At 54.1% G+C, this 19802-nt stretch carries 19 protein-coding genes and 1 pseudogene; 14 read left to right on the forward strand and 6 right to left on the reverse strand.

Annotation, left to right across the window (positions count from 1 at the left end; all coding sequences use genetic code 11):
* Positions 1-134: 134 nt before the first annotated feature.
* Both ACKLKD_RS21005 and ACKLKD_RS21010 read left to right on the forward strand, forming a co-directional pair.
* Positions 135-1040 (forward strand): LysR family transcriptional regulator, encoded by a 906-nt coding sequence (locus tag ACKLKD_RS21005; RefSeq protein ID WP_025712449.1) that lies wholly within the window; start codon positions 135-137, stop codon positions 1038-1040.
* 87 nt (positions 1041-1127) lie between these two features.
* Positions 1128-1616, forward strand: a complete 489-nt coding sequence (locus ACKLKD_RS21010; protein ID WP_025712450.1) for a hypothetical protein — start codon at positions 1128-1130, stop codon at positions 1614-1616.
* Positions 1617-1842: 226 nt separating this feature from the next.
* Here the strand turns inward: ACKLKD_RS21010 and ACKLKD_RS21015 are convergent, their stop codons facing one another.
* Both ACKLKD_RS21015 and ACKLKD_RS21020 read right to left on the reverse strand, forming a co-directional pair.
* A complete protein-coding gene (locus tag ACKLKD_RS21015) occupies positions 1843-2943 on the reverse strand; it encodes an NADH:flavin oxidoreductase/NADH oxidase (protein WP_080924061.1) in 1101 nt (366 codons plus the stop codon).
* Between the two features lie 108 nt (positions 2944-3051).
* Complete coding sequence (locus ACKLKD_RS21020; RefSeq protein WP_080924060.1) at positions 3052-4659, reverse strand: FAD-NAD(P)-binding protein; 1608 nt, start codon at positions 4657-4659, stop codon at positions 3052-3054.
* A gap of 275 nt (positions 4660-4934) precedes the next feature.
* On the opposite strand from ACKLKD_RS21020, the gene ACKLKD_RS21025 reads away from it, so the two are divergent.
* Positions 4935-6167, forward strand: a complete 1233-nt coding sequence (locus ACKLKD_RS21025; RefSeq protein ID WP_025712453.1) for an MFS transporter — start codon at positions 4935-4937, stop codon at positions 6165-6167.
* On the opposite strand, the gene ACKLKD_RS21030 is transcribed toward ACKLKD_RS21025, so the two are convergent.
* A complete protein-coding gene (locus ACKLKD_RS21030) occupies positions 6164-7093 on the reverse strand; it encodes a DMT family transporter (RefSeq protein ID WP_080897815.1) in 930 nt (309 codons plus the stop codon). The two genes, ACKLKD_RS21025 and ACKLKD_RS21030, sit on opposite strands and share 4 nt — an antisense overlap.
* A gap of 201 nt (positions 7094-7294) precedes the next feature.
* On the opposite strand from ACKLKD_RS21030, the gene ACKLKD_RS21035 reads away from it, so the two are divergent.
* A complete protein-coding gene (locus ACKLKD_RS21035; protein ID WP_080897816.1) occupies positions 7295-8395 on the forward strand; it encodes an iron-containing redox enzyme family protein in 1101 nt (366 codons plus the stop codon).
* Here the strand turns inward: ACKLKD_RS21035 and ACKLKD_RS21040 are convergent.
* The gene (locus ACKLKD_RS21040) at positions 8371-8949 is read right to left on the reverse strand and encodes a TetR/AcrR family transcriptional regulator (protein WP_080897817.1); all 579 of its coding nucleotides are present in this window, start codon (positions 8947-8949) and stop codon (positions 8371-8373) included. The two genes, ACKLKD_RS21035 and ACKLKD_RS21040, sit on opposite strands and share 25 nt — an antisense overlap.
* Positions 8950-9286: 337 nt before the next feature.
* On the opposite strand from ACKLKD_RS21040, the gene ACKLKD_RS21045 reads away from it, so the two are divergent.
* Together ACKLKD_RS21045 and ACKLKD_RS21050 are read left to right on the forward strand one after the other, a co-directional pair.
* Positions 9287-9475, forward strand: a complete 189-nt coding sequence (locus ACKLKD_RS21045) for a hypothetical protein (protein WP_025712456.1) — start codon at positions 9287-9289, stop codon at positions 9473-9475.
* Between the two features lie 111 nt (positions 9476-9586).
* Positions 9587-10123 carry a GNAT family N-acetyltransferase gene (locus ACKLKD_RS21050; RefSeq protein WP_080897818.1) on the forward strand — a complete coding sequence of 179 codons (537 nt, stop codon included), beginning with the start codon at positions 9587-9589 and terminating at the stop codon, positions 10121-10123.
* Positions 10124-10160: 37 nt separating this feature from the next.
* On the opposite strand, the gene oxlT is transcribed toward ACKLKD_RS21050, so the two are convergent.
* Together oxlT and ACKLKD_RS21060 are read right to left on the reverse strand one after the other, a co-directional pair.
* On the reverse strand, positions 10161-11417 hold the full coding sequence (gene oxlT / locus ACKLKD_RS21055) for an oxalate/formate MFS antiporter (RefSeq protein ID WP_080897819.1): 1257 nt from the start codon (positions 11415-11417) through the stop codon (positions 10161-10163).
* Positions 11418-12006: 589 nt separating this feature from the next.
* On the reverse strand, positions 12007-13059 hold the full coding sequence (locus tag ACKLKD_RS21060) for a LacI family DNA-binding transcriptional regulator (protein ID WP_080897820.1): 1053 nt from the start codon (positions 13057-13059) through the stop codon (positions 12007-12009).
* A 217-nt stretch (positions 13060-13276) separates the two neighbouring features.
* Here ACKLKD_RS21060 and ACKLKD_RS21065 point away from each other — a divergent pair.
* The 8 genes and pseudogenes from ACKLKD_RS21065 to ACKLKD_RS21100 all read left to right on the forward strand — a co-directional run bounded on the left by ACKLKD_RS21065 (position 13277) and on the right by ACKLKD_RS21100 (position 18901).
* Positions 13277-13699 (forward strand): annotated as a pseudogene (locus ACKLKD_RS21065) (PTS sugar transporter subunit IIA).
* Between the two features lie 12 nt (positions 13700-13711).
* A complete protein-coding gene (locus ACKLKD_RS21070; RefSeq protein WP_025712461.1) occupies positions 13712-13978 on the forward strand; it encodes a PTS sugar transporter subunit IIB in 267 nt (88 codons plus the stop codon).
* 30 nt (positions 13979-14008) lie between these two features.
* Positions 14009-15271, forward strand: coding sequence for a PTS ascorbate transporter subunit IIC (locus tag ACKLKD_RS21075; protein WP_080924059.1), 1263 nt, complete (start codon positions 14009-14011; stop codon positions 15269-15271).
* Between the two features lie 23 nt (positions 15272-15294).
* Positions 15295-15975 (forward strand): D-allulose 6-phosphate 3-epimerase, encoded by a 681-nt coding sequence (gene alsE / locus ACKLKD_RS21080; protein WP_080898084.1) that lies wholly within the window; start codon positions 15295-15297, stop codon positions 15973-15975.
* 128 nt (positions 15976-16103) lie between these two features.
* Positions 16104-16574 (forward strand): PTS sugar transporter subunit IIA, encoded by a 471-nt coding sequence (locus tag ACKLKD_RS21085; RefSeq protein ID WP_080898086.1) that lies wholly within the window; start codon positions 16104-16106, stop codon positions 16572-16574.
* Positions 16575-16630: 56 nt separating this feature from the next.
* On the forward strand, positions 16631-16942 hold the full coding sequence (locus tag ACKLKD_RS21090; protein WP_080898088.1) for a PTS fructose transporter subunit IIB: 312 nt from the start codon (positions 16631-16633) through the stop codon (positions 16940-16942).
* A gap of 43 nt (positions 16943-16985) precedes the next feature.
* Complete coding sequence (locus ACKLKD_RS21095) at positions 16986-18092, forward strand: PTS fructose transporter subunit IIC (protein ID WP_080898090.1); 1107 nt, start codon at positions 16986-16988, stop codon at positions 18090-18092.
* Between the two features lie 188 nt (positions 18093-18280).
* Complete coding sequence (locus tag ACKLKD_RS21100; RefSeq protein WP_080924058.1) at positions 18281-18901, forward strand: LysE family translocator; 621 nt, start codon at positions 18281-18283, stop codon at positions 18899-18901.
* Positions 18902-19802 lie beyond the last annotated feature (901 nt).

Genomic DNA, 19802 nt, shown 5'->3' on the forward strand with positions numbered 1-19802 from the left:
GCCCCAGCGATGCGGCAATGAGGGCAGTGTAGGCGTCTTTATTGTTTTAAAAAATGAGCAAAAACTTTCATCACTATTATTAAATTAGTAATAATGTGCACTGATGAAGAGGTGGGAGGCGGGCCATCATGCAAATGAATCTGTTTGAAAATATTAAAATTTTTATTGAAATCGTCGATGCCGGCAGCTTTGCCCAGGCGGCGGAAAATTTGCAGATCCACCGACCGGCGGTGACCAAAGCGCTGCAGCAACTGGAGCAGGAGAGCGGGGTCCGGCTGCTGCAGCGCACCACCCGGCGTCTGTATCTCACGCCGGAGGGGGAAGAGTTTTATCGCCGCAGCAAACCATTGCTCTCCCAGGCCGACGATCTGCTGGAGTCGTTCGCGCCGGACCGGCCGATCCGCGGTCAGCTGCGCGTTGATATGCCGATCGCCTTTGCCCGGCTGCTGGTGATCCCGCATCTGCCGGAGTTTTATCAGACCCATCCGGAGGTGGAGATTGTCCTCAGCAGCTCCGACGTACGCCGGGATATGCTGCGCGATGGTCTGGATTGCCTGCTGCGGGTGGGGGATCTTGAGGATGGCGACTATGTGGCGCGTTCGCTGGGGGAGGTGGCGTTAACCACCTGCGCCAGTCCGGGCTATCTGGCGCGCTATGGAGCGCCCGCGACGCTGGAGGACCTGCAGTCGCATCTGGCGGTGAACTGGGTGAACAGCAGCAGCCGGCAGATTATGCCCTGGCGATTCCAGACCGCGGAGGGCATCAGGCAGATCGCCATCCCCGGTAAACTGGTGCTGGACAACTCTGAAGTCTTTACTGCCGCCGGGCTGGCGGGGCTGGGGATGCTGCAGGGGATGCGTTTCTTTTTGCAACCTTATATCGACAGCGGGCAACTGGTGGAAATTTTGCCGGACTTTCCGGCGCCACGTCGACCGTTGTCGCTGCTCTATCCGCACCGGCATCTGTCGCATAAGGTGCGGGTCTTTGCCGACTGGTTGCAGGGGCTGGTGGCGACGCTGGATCGATCGGTGTCGGCTTGACTCTGCCGACTGAGCGATTATATATAAAATGTGAATGCTATTAAGCAATGAATCACAAAGCTGGATAACGACTTAACCTGTAAGGGAATGCTGATGAAACTCTGGAATAAAACACTGCTTGCTTCCGCCCTGTGCCTGACCCTGTTTGGCTGCGATGATGCGTCGAAGGTCGATAACAAACTGGATAAAGCCAAAGATAATGCGGAGCAGATGAAGGATGCGGCGGCGGATAAAGCGCAGGCGATTAAGCAGGATGCGGATAAGCAAATTGATACGCTGAAAAGCCAGGCTGACGCCGAGGCCGATCGCCTGAAGGATCAGGCCAGCGCTATCAAGGCGGAGGCGGACAAGAAAGCGGACGCCATCGCCCAGCAGGCGAAAGCCCAGGCCGATGCCGTGAAGCAGAACGCAAAGCAGGAAAGTGACCGCATAGTTAAAGAGGCGGGTCAGATCAAAGACAACGCCATCGGCGACGCCAATCAGCTCTCGGCGGAGGCGGCGAGTAAAACCAAGGCTATCCAGGACAGTATCGCGGCGGACAAACAGAACACCACGCCACCGCCCGCCCAGCAGTAACTCGCGGTGTTTGCCGGGCTGTCGCCCGGCATAACAGCGGCTCTGTGCCCACGGTACTTGCCTGGCGGCGCTGCGCTTGCACAGGCCTACGGAGGGTGCCAGTTGGTTGCCAAATCACCTGATATTCCAGGCCGGATAAGGCGTCGCCGCCGCCCGGCACGTGGGTCGAAAGCACATCATGCCCAGGGGTATCTTACGATACCCCTTTTTTATGCTCGCCGCGGGGTCAGCGGTTCGGGACCAGGGTGCCTTTCAGGCCGTGCGGCTCCGATCGCAGGTACTGCGACGGCACGCGCACCTGGGCGCCAAGGCTGGCCGCAGCGTGCCACGGCCAGTGCGGATCGTAGAGTACCGCGCGGGCGAGGGCGATCAGGTCGGCATCGCCTTCTTCCAGCGCCATTTCCGCCTGCTGCGCGTCGGTGATCAGCCCCACGCCAATCACCGGGATAGCTACCTGCTCGCGAATATCGCGGGCGAAAGGCAGCTGATACCCCGGCCCAACGGCGATCGCTTGCTGGGGCGACAAACCGCCGCTGGAGACGTGAATATAGTCGCTGCCCAGCGCTTCCAGCTGCTGGCTAAACTGAATGGACTGTTCGCAGTCCCAGCCGCCTTCGACCCAGTCGGTCGCCGACAACCTGACCCCCACCGCCATGGCGCTGCCTACCGCGTCGCGGATCGCTTTAAAGACTTCCAGCGGATAGCGCATCCGGTTTTCCAGCGAACCGCCGTACTCGTCGCGGCGCTGATTACTGAGCGGGGAGAGAAACTGGTGCAGCAGATAGCCGTGGGCGGCGTGCAGTTCAATCAGCTCAAAGCCCAGCCGCTGGGCGCGCAGCGCGCTGGCAACGAAAGCCGCTTTGATGCGCGTCAGGTCGGCATGGCTCAGTTCAGCGGGGGCGCGATCGCCATCGTGAAACGCCACGGCGGACGGGGCGACGGTTTGCCAGCCACCTGCGTTGAGCGCCAGCTGATGCCCTCCCTGCCACGGGGCCGCGCAGGAGGCTTTGCGTCCGGCGTGCCCCAGCTGGATCCCGAGGCGGACAGGCGACCAGGCCCGGATATCCTCTACCACCGCGCGCAGAGCGTTTTCGGTTTCATCATCCCACAGCCCCAGATCCCCCGGGGAAATACGCCCCGCAGGCTCTACCGCCGTGGCTTCCAGAATTAACAGGCCTGCGCCGGAGAAGGCCAGCTGTCCGAGATGGATCCGATGCCAGGAGGTGGCTTTTCCCTCATCGGCAGAGTACTGACACATCGGGGCAATAACGATGCGATTATCCAGCGTCAGCTGACCAATACGCGTCGCGCTAAAAAGATGACTCATGTGTACCTCGTAAATGTTAGGCGTGGTCTTGCAGAGGGGCAGACAGTCACTGTTTATAGCATGCCTGCCTGCGACCCCCGTATTCGGTTATTGCGCTTAAGCGCTCCGTCATTCAATAAACCAGAGGCGACGCCGACGGCCGGTTGCCTGTTGCGACACGGCGCGGGCCATTGCGCTGCCAATCTCGGCGCTGGCCGTCAGCCCCTGCACAAACGGGCGATCGTGCATCAGCCAGGGAAGAGCGCCGAAGGCGACCCGACTGCGCAGCGTCTCAGGGGCCTGCAGGGTGTAGTCATCACCGACATCCGGTATGTCGTCGCCGCAGGCCAGCAGCTGCTGGCGCAGTGAAGGGAAGGGCAGATCCCGGGTTTTTAGCGCTTTTTGTCCGCGGGCATCGATAAAGACATCAAATTCGCTGCGCTGCTGGTGATGAACAATGACGGTTCGGCTGGCCTCACGCTGCAAATCATAATCCTCGCCGAGCGCCACAATACGCAGAATACCCGCCTGATGCAGGGCCAGCAGCCGGCGAATGGATTCCGGCGGAATGGCGGCGTAGTTATCGATAAACACCCGGGCGAGGCCCTGGCGGAAGCGACGGCTGTCCTCGTCGTTGAGCTGCGGCACCACGGTTTCGATCGCTTCATGCAGACGAAGTATGGTGTAGCGCCAGGGCACAGTATGGTGGTCGCGTTTATTACGCTCCACCTCCTGCAGATTGCGCTGCGCCCACTGGAATGGATCGTGGCTGTGCCGGTCGGCAAACCAGACGTCGGCGATGGTGTCAGGCGTTAGCTGACGGAGCCCCGTCGCCGCGCACCAGTCCGGCGCGGTATATTCCAGCTCCTTGACGATCAGCCCGAACACGCGATCCAGCAGACCGTCGCTGCCCTGAGCAACGGCCGCTTCGAGGGCGGCGGGAGTGGCAATCTCCAGCGGCTCCCACGGGATCGGGCAGTAAAAATCGGCTTCCGGGAGCACGCCGTTGCGCGACATCAGGGTTATCTCCAGCGCCTCGCTGCCGGGATGGAGGACAAAATGGGTCGTTTTGTCGTTTTCGGTATGGAAAACACCGTGGCGGGCTACCACCGCAACGGCGGCATCAATCGCGCTTAATGACGTCCCGAGGATCCCCACCCGGCAGGGGGCGATCCGGGCCTCCATCAGGCCGGTCCACGGGCTGGGGAAGTACTGTCGGCTGGCGCGCTCTTCTTCTGGCCACAGATGGCCGGTGGCAATCGCCACCAGGTCGACCATCACCGGCTCTGCGGCGCTATCGGTATAGATAGCGATCCCGGCGGGCTGGACGGCAATATCCGTGACTTCACAGGATTCACAGACCCGAATCACAAAGCCGGCGTCCCGGGCCCGCTCAACGAGATACAGAAAGCGGTCGCGATAGTACTCGCCGAGGATCACCCGCGGCAGAAACTGGCGCTCATGCAGCGTGTGCCGCTCCAGGCCGCGCGCCGTCAGCCAGCCGTCGCTGTGCTGCTGCAGCCATTGCAGATAGGTCAGGTCGATGGGGGGGATCTCAATGCTGGCAATGTTGGCCAGCATCTGTGCCGCGGTATTATCGTCACTGTAGGGCATACCCACCCCGGCCTGCGCCTCTTTTTCAAACAGCGTGATGGCCAGCAGCTCACCACGCTTCACCAGTTCATACAAGGTGTAAATCCCCGTCGGCCCGGCGCCGACGATGGCAATACTCTTCATGATTCTCTCCCTTCCTGTGGGCGGATACGGCATGTACGGCGATTCACTTAACTCTGCCTGTCCTTAATTCTGGTCGAAAATTGCCGAACCGGTGGAGCGTTGCACGCAATTTGAAACAAATTAGCAGGCTAATAAACTTGCCGACTGCCGATAAAGAGGTGTAATTAACAAAAGAGCAACTTTCTATACAAACAATTTACAAAGCGGTGACACCAGCGTGCTCTGCCGGACGCCGCGCAAGCTCCCGGCAATGCCGTCGGGATAGGGATGACAAGATGCATGGCTGGACTTCACGACAGCGCAACGCGGCGATTGCCAGTTTTTTAAGCTGGACGCTCGATGCTTTCGATTTCTTTCTGTTGGTCTTTTTACTGAGCGATATCGCCCACTCGTTTCACGTCGACCTTGAAGAGGTCACCCTGGCGATTCTCCTGACCCTGGCCGTTCGGCCGGTGGGCGCGCTGATTTTCGGCAGGGCGGCGGAAAAATATGGCCGCAAACCGATCCTGATGCTGAATATCGTCTTCTTCTCAGCCTTTGAGTTGCTCTCTGCCGCCGCGCCATCATTAATGCTGTTTTTCCTGCTGCGGGTGCTGTATGGCGTGGCGATGGGCGGGATCTGGGGCGTGGCCTCGTCGCTGGCGATGGAGACGATCCCCGATCGCTCGCGCGGGCTGATGTCCGGCCTGTTTCAGGCGGGATACCCCTTCGGCTATCTGCTGGCGGCAGTGGCTTATGGGCTGCTGTTTGAGCAGCTCGGCTGGCGCGGGATGTTTGTGATTGGAGCAGCTCCGGTTCTGCTGCTGCCATTTATCTATTTCTGCGTCGAGGAGTCACCGGTTTGGCTGGCGGCCCGGCAGAATAAAGCGAGTACGGCCCTGCTGCCGGTGCTGCGCAGTCACTGGAAGCTGTGCCTGTATCTGGTGGTGCTGATGGCGGCCTTTAACTTTTTCTCTCACGGGACGCAGGATCTGTACCCGGTCTTTTTGAAAGTTCAGCATGGTTTTGAGCCTAAAACGGTCAGCATCATCGCGGTCTGCTACAACATCGCCTCGATCATCGGCGGGGTGTTTTTCGGTTCGCTGTCGGAGAAGATTGGCCGGCGCAAAGCGATTATGATTGCCGCTCTGCTGGCGCTGCCGGTTATCCCGCTGTGGGCCTTCGCCAGCGGCTCGCTGGCGCTGGGGGCTGGGGCATTTCTGATGCAATTTATGGTGCAAGGCGCCTGGGGGGTGATCCCGACCTGGCTCAACGAACTGGTGCCGGCCAACACCCGGGCGGTACTGCCTGGCTTCGTCTATCAACTGGGCAATCTGCTGGCTTCGGTGAACGCCACGCTGCAGGCCTCCATTGCTCAACATCACGGGCATAACTATGGTCTGGCAATGGCCCTGGTGGCCGGGACGGTGGCGATCGTCATTACCGTACTGACCTTCTTCGGCCGTGAGGGACGGGTGATCCACCCTGCAGGGGAGGTGCATCCCCAGCCGCTCTCCACCAGTCGTTAACCTCTGTGACCGGGTGTCGACAGGCGCCCGGCCGCTGCCAGGCGTTTTTCCAGGGAGCAAATGACGATCCCCAGCATGATAAACAGGGCGCTGAACAGATGCCAGGCATGCGGCTGGGTATGCAGGAAGAGGATGCTCAACACCCCGCCGGAGAGCGGGATGATATGGGTGTAAATTTCTCCCCGGGTGGCGCCAATCGCGGCGATACCTTTGTTCCAGAACAGATAGGCCAGCCACGACGGGAAAATCACCAGATACGCCAGGCCGCTGAGGAAAAACGGCTCGCGCCAGGCGGCCCAGTCCTGCGCCGGGTGGCGCATCAGCCAGAAGATGACGATGGGCAGCAGGATCAGCGCGCCGAGCAGCGAGCTGACGGCGACAAAGCCATTCGCCGGGATCCGGCGGTCCTTCAGACGTAATAGCGAGCAGTAGAGCGCCCAGCTCAGCGCCGATCCCATCGCCCACAGATCGCCGATGGCAAAGCTATGCAGCGAGGCGGCGTGCAGTGGGTTTCCCTGGAATAACAGGATCATTACGCCGAGGGTGCTGAAGATGACCCCCAGCCAGTTACGCACCGATACCGGGTCGCGGAAAATCAGCCGGTTAATCAACAGCACCATGCTCGGCGTGGCAGACATATAGATGGCGGCGTTAAGGGCAGAGGTGGTTTGCAGGCCAATATAGAGCGTAAGCGGGAAGCTGACCTGGCCACAGAGGGTGAGCACCAGCACCGCCGGGGCGTTTTCCCGCAGCAGGTGGCGGCTGGCGGCGATCTGCCGGTGATAGAGCAGGCCCAGCAGCAGCGCCGTTAACGCCCATCGCGCTTCGGTCATCAGGATCGGATCCACGCCCTGCACCAGCACGTGCCCGACAACATAATTCCCGCCCCAAAACAGAGCTGCCAGCGTCAGTAACAGATAGGGCATGCTTATTCCTTGCGTCGCTTATCACTATACCGGATGGTAACTTTATCAATTTTATAATATCAATATTTTTTTAGTGGTTTTTGTGTAATATGTTATAAGTCTTTTATTTACAATAACATATAAGATGTTATTGAATTTTCATTGCCGCTTTTTAAACGGTACTATACCGTATAGTCGCCATGTATTTCACAGGGATAAATCATGCGTAATACTGATAATGGGGTGATTGGAAGCGACCAGACCGCGGTGATGGCCAGGCTGGCGCTGGATGAATTAATCGACCAGCTTGTTCACAGCAACGCGCTGTCGCTGAAGCTGACGGCTAACCCACTGGTGTCCGACAGGGCCTGGCATCTAACCGAGAATACCTGTATTCGCGCCTTCTCCGCTGACGACCCGCAGGCTAAAAAGCGGGCGCACCACGCGCTGTTCATTCTCTACCAGTCCTGGCTTGCCGACCCGCTCTCGCCAGCGGCAGCCAATCAGTTTCATCCGCTGCTTTCCGGGATCAGAAATTACATTGAGTCTGAGTGGCTGCGCGCGGAAAGCAAACGTTTCCACTGCCAGAGACCGATGCTGAACGCCGGCAATATCGTCGACGAACTGCGCGCCTTATGCCAGCAACACCCGGCGTCTCATCATCCGCTGTTCGATTTCCTTGCCACCAAGGCCTCTGTGGCGCAAATCGACTATTTCTTCAAAAGCGACAGCGCGCTGAATCTGCTGTTCTTCGATCTCGTGGCGATGGGGCTGGTCGGTTCGCTGCCGGAAACTCGCGCCGAGATTGCGCAAAATCTGTGGGATGAGATAGGCCAGGGCAGCACTGAGATCACCCACGTCAATTTGTACAAGGATTTACTGAAGCGGCGGAATATCGCTTTGCCGGACAATCATTTTGCCCATTTGTACGAGTGGCAGGGGCTGGCCGGGTATAACGCCTTTATGCTGGGCGGCGTTAACCGTCAGCATTATTACAAATCACTGGGCGTGATGGCCATGACCGAGCTGCTCGACCCGCCGCAGTATGAAAAACTGGTAACGGGCTGTCGGCGGATTGGGCTTTCCGATCGCGACGTGCATTACTATGCCGAACATATCACCGTCGATATCGGCCATGCGGACGGCTGGCTGAACAATGTGATTGTGCCGATTGGCAAAAAACATCCGGCGGCGATGGAGGAGGTCTACTTTGGCGCCGCGCTGCGCCTGCAAACCTGTAACGATTACTATGATGGTCTGCTGGCGGCGCTGCAATCACTGGACGGCAGCGTTGCGGCTCAGAGCGTGCCGCCTTCTGAGTAGATAAGCGCTTTGGCCGCGCTCCAGGCGGCCATCCCCGGCGGGATCTCCCGACATTCCACGGACTCGGCCTGCTGGGCGGCGATAGCGCCATCGATGAGCATCACCATCATCATGGCGACCCGCTCGGCAGGCTCTGGTTTTAACACCAGCAGGAGAATATCGCGGAAGAACTGCCAGAGGAGCGACTTGAAGCGGGAACACTGCTCCCGGATCGCCGGCGATGACGCGCCATATTCAAACAGCGCGCGGGTAAACATGCAGCCGTGGAACGTTTCGCAGGTAAACCAGCGATGGTAATAGTCGAACACGGCAAACAGCTTCTCCCGCGCGCTGGCTTTATCCGCCGTGATCTGCGCCAGATCCTGCATAAATTTGCTCTCTTTCTGCCTGAGAATAGCCAGAATGAGCGCCTCTTTATCGGCGTAATAGCGGTAGAAAGTCATTTTGGAGATGCCGGCATGTTCAGCAATCCGCTCGATGCTGGGCGACTGATATCCTTCGCGATTAAACAGCGCGCTGGCGTGGCGGAGAATGTCCGCTTGTTTTGGCTTCATGCGTTTTCCTGTCGAATGGTTCGCTGTCACGACCGTTGGTAACACGGCTGTCATGTGACAGCGGTGCATTATGCCGGATCTTGCCGCCAGACGGGTAAAAAGTAAATCAGCCGCGGTTTATGCGGTGTCGGTTCCCTCAATAAAACAAGATTGCGTAGACATGCACAAGTCATGTCCTTATGTCTCCGAACCAGCGTATTATTTGGACCTTTATACACATAAGCTTTGAATGATGTGCTTTCTGATAGCCATTATTTCTGAAGTCTGAAACGTTTACAGCACGACAGGCATCGAATGAGGGTATTACAGACATCATTACCAGGATGATCCGATAACTATGATGAATCTTATTAAAAGGTTGCTGCGAAGAATATTCAGATCGTTAATTTCATATTATGGCCCTGCTGTATTGACCATTCTCTTCGCCGTGGCGCAAGGGCTCTTTTTTCCAAAGACGCCTCTCTGGCTTGTTCCCCTGTTTTTCGTATTTGTTATTGTAATGTTTTATCGATTTGTGAAATTTTAATATCGAAATTTAACTTTATATTAAATTGACAAGGAAGTGCGATGGCTGGGTTGAGGCTAGCAGGTTAAGATAGTCCTGCGATTGCCAGTCTCATTAAGAAGAAGAGAAGAGATGATGTTACCCCTGACCACGCCCCGGCTACTGCTGCGCCGGTTCAGAACGGAAGATCTGCCGTCTTTCAGCCATTATCGCAACTTACCGGAAGTAGCCCGCTATCAGAGCTGGACCCACTACGATATGGCACAGGCGACAGCCTTCTATGAACAACAGCGTTCGCTGGCCTTTGCTGAGGATGAGAGCTGGTTCCAGCTTGCCGTAGAGATCCAGGCCAACGGTGCGCTGGCGGGAGATGTGGGGATCCACTTTTTCGATCAAGGCAGACAGGCTGAGCTGGGGATGACCTTTTCCCCGGCGTATCAGCATCAGGGGTATGCCCGGGAAGCGATGCGGGCGGTGATGGCCTTACTCTTTGAACAGTTAGCCCATCACCGGCTGATGGCGGTGGTTGATACCCGCAATACCGGGGCGATCAAACTCCTGGAAGGGCTGGGCTTTCGTCGCGAGGCGCATTACCGGCAGAATATCTTTTTTAAAGGCGAGTGGGGCGATGAGTACCTGTACGCGCTGCTGCGCAGTGAATATCAGTGAAGTGACGGGCGAGCCGTCACTTCTGTCAGGATTGCAGTTAGCTGTGCTGGCGGATAAAGCGCGCGCGCCACGGTTTTAGCACCCACAGCGCGAGGGCGGCGGTGACAAAATCGAGGCCAATAGCGCAGCTGAAGACCACATGCCAGCCGTGGGTGTAGTGATAAAGCAGTGCCGCCAGCGGGCCGCCGAAGATTGACCCGATGCCCTGCGAAATATACAACCAGCCATAGTTGGTGGCGGCATGCTCGCTGCCGAACGTATCGGTGAGTGTCGACGGGAAGAGGGAGAAGATCTCACCCCAGCCAAAGAACACCACCCCGGAGAGCAGGACAAACAGCAGCGGATCTTCCCGGCACGCCAGCCAGAGCATCATCGCCACGCCTTCCAGCGCAAAGGCGATAAACATGGTTTGCTCGCGGCCGAAGCGGTCGGAAATAAAACCAAACAGCGGTCGGGTTAAGCCGTTGGTAAAGCGGTCTATCGTTAACGCCAGCGGCAGCGCCGCCATGCCAAACACCACCGCCTGGCTAATGCCGAAATCCTCGGCGAACACCGCCATCTGCGAAGTGACCATCAGCCCGGAAGTCGACATCATCGCCATCATGGCGAACATCAGCCAGAACAGCGGCTGGCGCAGCATTTCCCGGGAAGTAAACGATCTGCTGCTCTGCGCCACCGTCTGACTGACGGGCCGGGAGACAGCGGGCGGCGGCAGCTTCAGCCCCTGACTGGCGAGGAAGCCGACGAGGGCGAAAAGGATCCCGAAAGTCGTCATCGTGTGTTCGAGGCCGTTAGTGGTCAGCGACAGGGAGATGGGGAAGGTGGTTATGATGGCCCCCATCCCGTAGCCCGCCGCCACCGCGCCGGCGGCAAACCCCCGCTGCTGTGGGAACCATTTGACCATCAGGCCGACAACGCCGATGTAGACGATCCCGGTCCCGAGGCCGCCCATGCAGCCATAAACCAGCCAGAGCGTTGCCAGGCCATTCACCTGCGCGGAAAGCACCCAGCTCATTCCCGCCATCACCGTGCCAATAGCGATCAGCCGCCGTGGGCCAAACTTTTCCACTAACCGCCCCTGAAAAGGGGAAAAGAAGGTCTGCAGGATGATCAGCAGGGAGAAGGTGACCTGCAATTCTGGCAAACCCACGCCAAGCCTGGCGGCCAGAGGTTTTGTCAGCAGCGTCCAGACATATTGCGGACTGGAAATGGCGGCCATACAGACCAAGCCCAGCACCAGCTGGCGCCATTTGCCATATCTCGGGGTAACCAACGGTTCGCTGAGTGTCGTCATGTTGTTCTCCGTTTTCAGTTAGCAGGCTTCCGTGAAGCGCATCAGAACGAGAAGTACTGCGACCGCAGACTGGCGAGCTGTTGTGGCCATACGGCATACGTTCTTGTCCACATCGCGGTATACAAGCGAAATAGCATTAAACGTGCCATATGAAATAGTCTTTTGTATTCAGAACGTTAATGTACTAAGGGCATGTCTGACGAGGTTCGGCATGGTGAATGTGCGGCACCAGGGCGGTGCACATGGGTTATCGCGGTGCGCTTCGTGTACAAACTGGCGTAAGACATAGCGTGTATCCTGGACTGGCGCGAGACAGACTTCTGCGCAAAACCGTCCAGGCGGGTCGAGGCTATGGAAATCACCGCCTGGGGCGGCTGGCAGGGTAAACGGCAAACAAGGATGGTGGTTTACCCGCTTAGTACCGAATAAACGCTACTGTCCCGACTGATTTTGTGCTTTGTGACCAGGGTATTTATCGTATGGACTCTGGCAGGGAGAAATGCTTCCTGTAGAAATACTAACTACCACACTAGATATGGGAAGCCGCCCGCTGGCACCTTATCGCTCCTCAGCACGCTACAGACTGCAGTTACGTCGCGGTACTGGCCCGAACTTTGAGTACTGACGGGATTTCAATGTACTTTTCACACGGCTTATCGTTAAGCAGGTCGAGCAGGGCTTTACCCGCTTTCACCCCAATGTCATGCCAGGGAAACTCAACGGTTGTCAGGGCAGGGGAACAGACTGTCGATAACACCCCGCCGCCTAAACTCGCAATGGATACGGTATTGGGCACTTTTATACCGGCACTGTGGCAGGCCATCATGCATCCGCAGGCCATTTCATCCGAGGTGCAAATTAACGCATCGAGATCGCCCCAGGTAATCATCATATCCTTGAATATATTGACGCCTGTGGCGATGGTGGAAGGCAAATGCGTGGTCACCACCCGATGCGGAGAACGGTTCAGGGAAAGCATCGCCGTATTCCAGCCGCTGAGCAGCTGGCGAAACATCGTGTTGTTGGCCGGTGTACAGAGCAATGCGATGTTTTTTAATGAGGCATCAGCCAGGTGGGTCACGATCTGTTTTACGGCTTTACCGTAATCCACGCCGATGCACATGCCCACGGGGTGGGTATTTAACGCGCCAATTTCCAGAATAGGGACATCCACATTGGCCAGCAGCTGGGTGCAGCTCTCAATGGTGTCGATATTGAACTGAATAATGGCTGCCGGGTTATAAGCGAGCATTTTTTCAAACGTCTTTTGTTCACTTTGCCCGTCATGGCCGGATTCCATAAACATCATGGTATACCCGCGTTCGGTCAGTATCTTTTGCAGCGCTTCAGAGACCGGCAAAAAACCCGGCGAAGAGAAGGTGGGGACGACGGCGAGAATGAGATCGGAATGGACCGACGCCAGATTGCGAGCCTGAAGATTGGGAACATAGCCGAGTTGACTGACGGCCGCGTCAATGCGATCGCGAAGCTCAGGGTTCACTTTTTCAGGCATTCTCAGCGCACGCGAGACGGTCATGGCGCTCACGCCGACAAACTCAGCCACTTCGGTCAGGGTTATCTTACCAGTACCCTTACGACGTTTTTCTTTCGGGCTACCGTCCGCGTCTAAACTCTTCACCAAAATCACCAACCGTTTGAAAAATAAAATATATCGAAAGTATATCTGCGAGTTGCATTATAACTTACCACAGCGAAGGGGAAAGCACATTATAACCAGTGTTAGCGGTAACGCACTTTTTAACATTTTTGCTTGTTAGCGCTAACTTTGGGAGGTGCATCACAGTTGCATTTTATTTAGCTGTTTATAGTGCAGCACATGGACCCCCTCGGGAGAGCATATGATCAGCGACTGGTTAACACCGGATAAAATTAATGTCATTAACACTATTGATACCTGGGAAAATGCCATTCGACTTGCAGCCGAACCCTTGCTGGCGCAAGAGTATATTACGGCGATTTTAAAAAGCCATGAAGAAATAGGGCCTTATTATGTCCTGGCCCCTGGTTTAGCGATGCCACATGCTCGCCCTGAACAGGGTGTGTTAAGAAATTGACTATCGCTTCTTCATATTACAGAAGGGGTGGCATTCGGTTCGACAGAGAACGATCCGGTGTACGTGGTTATCATACTTTGTGCACGCTCCGGGGATGAACATATCACGATGATCGGCGAGCTGGCAGAAATCTTTAGCGACCAGAAAAAGTTAACCCGATTATTAAATGCCGCTAACATCAAAGCCATTCAGGCTGTCATTGACTGAGAGGAAGAGGGAATGAAAAAAGTACTCATTGTGTGCGGCAATGGTTTAGGCAGTAGTTTTATCGTTGAAATGAATGTCAAAAAAATCCTTGCCGAACTGAATAAAGAAGCGGAAGTCGCCCATACCGATCTGACGTCGGCGAAAAGCGAAACTGCCGATCTTATTCTCAGTGCCAAAGACATTGCAGAACATCTTAGCAATCACTCTGCCCGGGTGATTGGGTTAAGTAATCTACTTGATAACAATAAAATTAAAGAAATTTTAGCAGAACATATTTAAGCAACGGCTATCTGATTCGTGGAGTTTAACATGCTTCATTTCATTATTTATGATGTGCTAGGGACACCGGCGATTCTGGTTGGTTTATTTTCACTGATCGGTCTGCTGTTGCAAAAAAAAGGAATTTCAGACGTTATTTCAGGCACGCTGAAAACCATTATGGGGTTTGTCATTTTAACCGCGGGCGCTGGTATTATTGCCTATACGTTAACGATTTTTAGTCAGTTATTTGAGCATTCTTTCCATATCCAGGGCGTGGTACCCAACACTGATGCCATGGCGGTTCTGGCACAGAAGAATTACGGCACGGAAACCGCCACCATAATGGTGCTGGGTATGCTGATCAATATCGCGCTGGCACGCCTCACGCCATTAAAGTACATCTTTCTGACCGGGCACCATACGCTGTATATGGCAGCGATGCTGGCGGTCATTTTGTCAGTCGGGGGGTTATCAGGAATTTGGGTTGTGACTATTGGCGCGATTATTCTCGGCGCCATGATGGTGATCTCCCCGGCCATCCTGCAGCCGTTTACCCGCAAAATCACCAATACCGACGATTTGGCCCTCGGCCATTTTGGCTCTACTGGTTATTTGCTTTCCGCGCTGGTGGGCAAAGTCGTCGGTAAGGGAAGCCCCTCGATTGAAGAGATTAAAGTGCCTAAGTCACTCAATTTCCTTCGCGACTCGTCGGTGGCCATCTCTCTTACCATGATGATTCTGTTCATCGTGCTGGTGGTCGTTGCGGGCAAATCTTATGTCGAGGAGACGCTGAGCGCAGGCCAGAACTTTATTATTTTCGCCATTATTCAGTCCCTTACATTTGCTGCGGGGGTCTATATCATCCTCGCCGGGGTGCGGATGGTGATTGCCGAGATCGTCCCGGCGTTTAAAGGGATTGCGGACAAACTGGTCAAAGATGCGAAGCCGGCGCTGGACTGTCCGACGGTCTTTCCCTTTGCTCCGAATGCCGTCATCGTCGGCTTTCTCTCAAGCTTTATGGCTGGGCTGGTCAGTATGTTCCTCTGCCCGCTGTTCGGCTTAAGTGTCATCGTCCCGGGCCTGGTTCCCCACTTTTTCTGCGGGGCCACGGCAGGGGTTTACGGCAACATTACCGGCGGACGTCGCGGGGCGGTGGTAGGGGCATTTGCCCACGGTCTGCTGATTTCGTTCCTGCCAGCCATTCTTTTGCCCATGATGGGGAATATGGGCCTTGGCTCCACGACGTTTGGGGACGCCGACTTTGGCGTTGTCGGGATCGTGCTGGGTCATATCATCGCAATTTTTAACTAACTATTGACTCCCGGAGGTGGTTTATGAGCGCCAAATTTTCACCCTCATTAATGTGCATGGATTTAACACAGTTCAAAGAACAGATCACGGCAATGAATAAAAAAGCGGATTTTTACCATGTTGATATAATGGATGGCAATTACGTCCGCAATATCACTTTATCGCCTTTTTTTATTGAGAATCTGAAAAAAATCACTACTGTCCCCATCGATGTTCATCTGATGGTGAATCACCCGGAAGATATCATTCCCATGTGTCTCGATGCCGGCGCCGATATCATCAGTTTTCATCCCGAGACGGCGAATAACAAAATTTTCCGCCTGCTGAATCAGATTAAGGATGCGGGTAAAAAGTGCGGGGTGGTACTGAACCCGGCGACACCGGCAGAAAGTATTGCCGAATATGCGCATCTGCTGGATAAAGTGACGGTCATGTCGGTTGACCCTGGCTATGCCGGACAAAAGTTTATCCCTGAGTCGCTAAACAAGATAAGAAAGCTCATCACTATGCGCAAAAATAATGGCTATCATTATCTGACCGAAATTGATGGCTCTTGCAATGAAAAAACCTTTGGCCAGATTGCTGCATCCGGGGTGGATGTCTTTATCGTCGGCACATCAGGTCTGTTTTCTCTCCATGAGGATGTCACTCAGGCGTGGGACAGAATGATCGAGATCTTCCAGCGGGAAACCGTCGCAGCCTAACGGGTTATTACTGTATTAATTTTCTTTGAACCACAGCATCTATTTAAATCAGACTTAAAAGATCTGCATCATACCAGCGATGCCTGCTCTGTCATTCAACGACCACTCTATATTAATGCGGGTGAATTATGGATATTTCGACAGTACTTAATGTTAATAACATCAAGTTAAATATGACCGCCAGAACGAAGGAAGAGGTAATAGAAGAACTCACCGACTTACTGATCCAGGACGGCGCCGTCACCAATAAGGAAGACTTTATTCGCGATGTCTGGTTACGTGAGGAGCAAGGCTCCACGGGCTTTGAAAACCATATCGCTATTCCACACGGCAAGTCTTCCGGTGTTTCCCGTACCGCATTAGCCATCGGACGCACGCAACATGCCATTCCCTGGGAGACCATGGATGGCAGCGATGTGCGTTGTGTTATTTTATTTGCGGTTTGCCTGGTGGACCAAAATGCCACTCATATTCGCCTGTTAGCACAAGTGTCCGGGTCTCTGGCAGACGAAGACATTATCGCTAAATTACTGGTTGAATCTGATCCACATAAAATCATTGCGCTTTTCAATTCAGCAACTGAAAGCGCCGATGCTTAATACTAACTTATTAATATCCTTTTATGCTTTATTAGATTAATTAACGGAGAAACGTGATGAATATTGTCGGCGTTACCGCCTGCACGGTGGGGATTGCACATACCTATATTGCGCAAAAGAAAATTGAAACTGCGGCTAAAAAAGCCGGACATAACGTTAAAATAGAGACGCAAGGAACTATCGGCATTGAGAACCCGTTAACCGCTGATGAAATTGCCAGGGCAGATATTGTTCTGCTTGCTGCCGACGTCAAAGTGACGGGCGAAGAAAGATTTGCCGGCAAGAAAGTCGTCAAAGTCGCGACGGAAACGGCAGTGAAATCCCCCAATAAGCTGATTGAAAAACTCAGTGAAATAGTAAATTCATAACTTTTCACGCCGCGCAGCCACTATATATAAAAGAGTGTGACTTATGACGATAAAAGGAATATGGAAAGCAGCAAACCCGAAAGGGCATCTGCTGACCGCTATCTCGTTTCTGATCCCCATTGTCTGTGGTTCTGGGTTTATTATTGCCATCGGGATGGGGCTTGGCGGGACGGTGCAGGATACGTTAGTGCCGGGACATTTCGATGTGTGGCAGGCTATGGCCACTCTGGGCGCTAAAGCGCTTGGACTGTTGCCGGTGGTGATTGCCGTAGGGATTTCTGGCTCGATAGCCGGCAAGCCAGGCATCGCGCCAGGATTTGTCGTCGGGCTGGCGGCGAATACCATTAGCGCAGGCTTTATCGGTGGGATGATTGGTGGCTATATTGCCGGGTATATTGCGCTGGCGATCATTAAAAACGTCAAGGTCCCTGACTGGGCCCGCGGGTTGATGCCGACGCTGATCGTTCCGTTTTTTGCCTCCATTATCAGCTGCCTGATTATGGTCTATATCATCGGTACGCCTATCGGTATCTTCACGGATGCGCTCACATCGTTCCTGAGAAGCATGGGCACGTCGTCGAATTTGGTGTTAGGTGCAGTCATTGGCGCATTGTGTATCGTTGACTTTGGCGGCCCGCTGAATAAGACATGCTTTGCTTTCGTGCTGACCCTGCAGGCGCAGGGGATAAATGAACCCATTACCGCACTTCAGTTAGTTAACACCGCTACGCCTATCGGATTTGGCCTGGCTTTCTTTATTGCCAAACTGCTGCGTAAAAATATCTATAACCGTGAAGAAGTGGAAACCTTAAAATCAGCGGTCCCGATGGGGATTGTGAATATCGTTGAAGGTTCTATCCCGATCGTCATGAATGATATTGTGCGTGGTATTGCCGCAGCGGCTATCGGCGGCGCCTGCGGCGGGGCGGTCACCATGGTCTATGGTGCGGATGCGACGGTGCCTTTTGGTGGAGTACTGATGATCCCCACGATGTCACATCCGATGGCAGGTATCATGGCCTTGCTGGTGAATATCGTTGTTACCGCGACGGTCTATGCCGTCATCAAAAAAGATATCCCTCGCGACGTGATTATTGAGAATGATTACGAAGAAGAGGATATCGCCCTGGATGATATTAAAGTGAGCTAACGTATCCCCGGGTTATTTTAAATTAACATTAAGCGCTTCCTGTAAGCACATCAGCCCATGACTACGCGTTCCTTAGTCGTGGGCTACTCTTTGCATCTGTCATCCCGGAAGAAAAGTGGAGCAGGGAAAATAATCCTGTTGCAAAAATGTGAACATTTCAGTAGCTTTATCTCTTTCGGAGACTGGAAATGCTTGTCGCTGATTCACTTCTTGCTTACACCCTCGCTGCCACACTGTTAACCCTGACCCCAGGTCTCGATACCGCGCTCATCCTCCGTACTGCCGTCGCTGAAGGTGGACGCAAAGCCCTGCATACCGCGTTAGGCATTGATCTCGGATGCTTTATTTGGGGCGCCCTGGTGGCCTTTGGGTTAGGGGCGCTACTGGCGGTTTCTGAGTTTGCTTATACCGTGTTGAAATGGTGTGGAGCAGGGTACCTGTGCTGGCTGGGCATCCAGTTGCTTCTGCGCCCGCGCCAGCAATTTAACATCCATCCGACAGAATCCACTACCACGAGTAACGGGTTCCTGCGCGGGATGCTGGGGAATGTGCTTAACCCCAAAATGGGCGTCTTCTACGTTTCATTTTTGCCCCAGTTTATCCCCGCCGGGCATTCCCCCATCAGCTGGACCTTTCTTCTGGTCGCCATCCATGTATTGATTGGTACGCTGTGGTCATTAACGCTGATTACCGCCACTCGCTATGCCGCGGGTATCCTGAAAAAACCAGCCGTGGTGAAATGGATGGATCGGACTACCGGCTGCCTGTTTCTGATATTTGCCGCAAAGCTGGCCATGAGCCGCCGGTAATCATGCAGGGGCTTTTGCCCCTGTGTCAGTTGAATTCATATTGCTTCGTACCAATGACTGATTTTTATAAAGCCATCTCGCCAGTCGTTATTATTCGCCGGGGCCCATTGCCGGCACAATGATCTCCGCTGCCCTCCGGTTTTCGCCTTCACGAGGACTTTAATCTCGTGCCGCCTTGCCGGAATACAGACTTTCCTGCCGTACAGGGGCAAATAACCTGCACTTTGACGCTTATTGATTATACTTTGATGGTAGCTTGTGCTGCTTCAGGCAGTTGTCGCGATAGTGGGTATCAAAACCAATACCGGCGACATTGGGTCAACGGGGCCGATGAATATCTGTTCATGTAACAGTTGTGGAGGTATGGAAACACCACCATGCTGTTTGGTGATGCAAAAGCGAGCGTAGAGGCGATACTTGCGCAGCTCTGATTAATTGATTAGATGCACTGGATGCATTGCAGAGGGTGATGGAAAAGTACGTCACCCCCTGAAATTTTGCCGCCGCAGAATCAGAGAATTACATTAAGTATCAATACTGTTCGCTCAGCGCAGGAACGTTTTGACACATTGTTAAAAAATATGAAGCTCACCGCTGTATGACAGAATAATGGCCAGGGCAGATGATAATTTTTACTTGTATTTCAGCGACGTGTGCTATTGACCAAAACGTCATCGTTGATTTCTGAACAGAGAAAGGGATACGTGAGTAAAAAACATGATCAATAACCAACTGAAATATAACAATAAATTTCTATTTTTTTGATTTACATTAAAGCAAAACGATAAAAAATTATCGTTTTATTTTAATTTTGTGTATTCTTTGAACTGTACCCTAATGCAGACTTACTGAGGTTTTATGTCCACTGATGCACTGGCGCAACTCAGCCAAAGAATGGTCT

The sequence above is a fragment of the Klebsiella sp. 10982 genome (assembly GCF_048589245.1).
In the GTDB taxonomy this organism is placed as follows: domain Bacteria; phylum Pseudomonadota; class Gammaproteobacteria; order Enterobacterales; family Enterobacteriaceae; genus Klebsiella; species Klebsiella quasivariicola.